Below are 2,300 nucleotides of genomic sequence, written 5' to 3' on the forward strand. Positions count from 1 at the left end.
TCGCAAATCGTCCCGCGACTGGCGGATAAAGGGATTTATCTTGCGAGTGAATCGACGTTTTACCGGGTGCTGCGTCGTTCCGGGGAAGTCCACCTCCGGGGTCGCCAGGCTAAGCCATCGCGGGTAAAACCGCCGACCACATTCACGGCAACAGGCCCGTGCCAGGTGTGGACCTGGGATATCACGTGGCTGCCTTCAGTGGTTCGGGGTCGCTGGTATTACCTGTACCTGGTAGAGGATGTGTTCAGCCGTAAAATCACCGGGGCAGAAGTCCACGAAACCGAGAGTGGTGAGTTAGCAGCAGCACTGATGCAACGTACGGTACTGCGTGAGCGCTGTTACCGCCAGCCACTGGTGCTGCATGCGGATAATGGTGCAGCCATGAAATCGCAGACCCTGCAGGTGAAGTTGACAGAGCTGAATATAGCGTCGTCGCACAGTCGACCGCGTGTGAGCAATGATAATGCGTATGTGGAGTCGTTGTTCCGCACGTTGAAATATGTGCCGCAGTGGCCGTCCTCAGGCTTTAAAACGCTGGAGGAAGCACGGGTGTGGGTAGATAAATTTACCCGCTGGTATAACGAAGAGCACCGGCACAGCGGAATAGGTTATGTGACGCCATTACAGCGGCATACGGGTGCGGACAGAGCGTTACTGGCGCAACGAGAGAAAGTCTACCAGGCCGCGAGGGCTGTAAACCCTGAACGCTGGTCACGGGGGACACGAAACTGGCAGCGGCGAGAGAGTGTCACGCTCAATCCGGAGCGGGAAAAACAGGCGGCTTAAATCAAACTGGGGCGACAACTACCTTGACACTTACCGTGATGATGTCAGTGCTATATGGTTTACCGATTTCTGCATCACTAAGCACTTTTCCAACTGGTACGACCGATACCTTCAATGAGCAGGCTGACAACATAATCATAGTGAACCAAGTTATGAGAACCTTCTTCCTGTTAGGCCATTTGAGAAATTCAGTTGGCGAGAACATTCAGTTTGTAGTCCTTACTAAAATAACTTGCTGGTGCAATCATGCTACCGTACATCCCACTTTCGAGATGAATTTTCACGATGCCAGCTTGAGTTGGAGTGCCGTAAACTTCAACGCAATTATGATCTTTCGGGTCGACCGTTTCTGGTGCAATCACCGATGCTGGCAAATCACAGTTGCGTACGGCGATTCCAGTATCACTCGGTTCAACTACACCCGCCTTTTTGTCTCTGCCACCAAAGACTCTTCCTCCTAGAATTGAGACCTTAAAGAAATATGGCTGTCCGATCGTTGCGTTCGGTAGCTGTTCATTCTCAGGGATATATTCGGCTTTTGGGCTTAACACAGTGCAAGAGGTTAAAAACACCAAGCTTGCAATAATGAGAATACGCATGGATAAAATCATAACTATTCGCTCTCTATAGTTTTGCGTCATTTTACTTTAATGGTTTGAACACCATTCCGCCGAAGAACCTATTAGTGAAGAAATGCAAATCCTTGCCAGGTTTGATTTGGTCACGAACGTCACCCCATGAGAATAATTTCAGATGTACTGAGCCATCTCCGTTTTGTGCAACTGGCCCTTCCCATACAATCCAATGTGTAGGAACAGTTGACCTCTCTGATCGACTTCCATCTAACAAACTGTCATCAATGAGCGTGATGACTCTATATCCTTTAGCAACGTACTCGTTCAAATCTTTGACACCTTGATTCCCGGCTTGAGTAATGCCTACATTACTGAAAACATGTTCGAAACCGGCTTTTTCAAACCACTTGGTAACGTTCTGCCACATAGTGATGCCCGCAACAGGTGAATCTAAGGCGTCAAAGCTAAATATTTGATTTTCCGAATCTCTCAGGCCAGCCAGCGTCATCCAATCAAGACCATTAATGTTGTCATAAAAATGACCAGTTGGGTGGCGACAGCCATCACTTGGTGCGATCTCAAGCTCACCGATTTTAGTTTTCCCGTATCGCCACAGCTCTCTTGCTGCCTGTGCATAAACGTCAGGTCGATCCTTCAGCAAACAGTAGAAAAATGCAGCAGGGCCACACACACTAGCGCCAACCTGATTTGGGTATGAAAAACGGTTAAATCTGTCTTCTATTTCATCTTCTATCTTACTTTTCTCAAACGGATCTTGTGGCGTTCCGATTGGGTATTCTTTGGAAATAAAAGGTCGCTCTGGACGGGAAATTTGCAGTTGCCTGGTTTCGCCCCCCTGACTTTCAGGCTTCATCGTGTCCTGCGACTCGAAGTAGCAGGGGTTCTCACGCTTAACCGGCGAGCAGGCTTTGCCCGACG

The 2,300-nt window shown here is 49.0% G+C and carries 3 protein-coding genes; 1 reads left to right on the plus strand and 2 read right to left on the minus strand.

Features of this window, described 5'->3' with window-relative positions; translation table 11 throughout:
* Positions 1 to 786, plus strand: a 786-nt coding sequence (locus ACLW56_RS25080; protein ID WP_330986310.1) for an IS3 family transposase, incomplete at its 5' end; no start/stop codon positions are given.
* A 188-nt stretch (positions 787 to 974) separates the two neighbouring features.
* Here ACLW56_RS25080 and ACLW56_RS25085 read toward each other — a convergent pair.
* The gene (locus ACLW56_RS25085) at positions 975 to 1,397 is read right to left on the minus strand and encodes a hypothetical protein (protein ID WP_330986311.1); all 423 of its coding nucleotides are present in this window, start codon (positions 1,395 to 1,397) and stop codon (positions 975 to 977) included.
* 31 nt (positions 1,398 to 1,428) lie between these two features.
* A partial coding sequence (locus tag ACLW56_RS25090; protein WP_330986312.1) for a hypothetical protein occupies positions 1,429 to 2,300 on the minus strand: 872 nt, incomplete at its 5' end.

The sequence above is a fragment of the Pantoea sp. sgz302252 genome, from assembly GCF_047713085.1.
Classification (GTDB): domain Bacteria; phylum Pseudomonadota; class Gammaproteobacteria; order Enterobacterales; family Enterobacteriaceae; genus Scandinavium.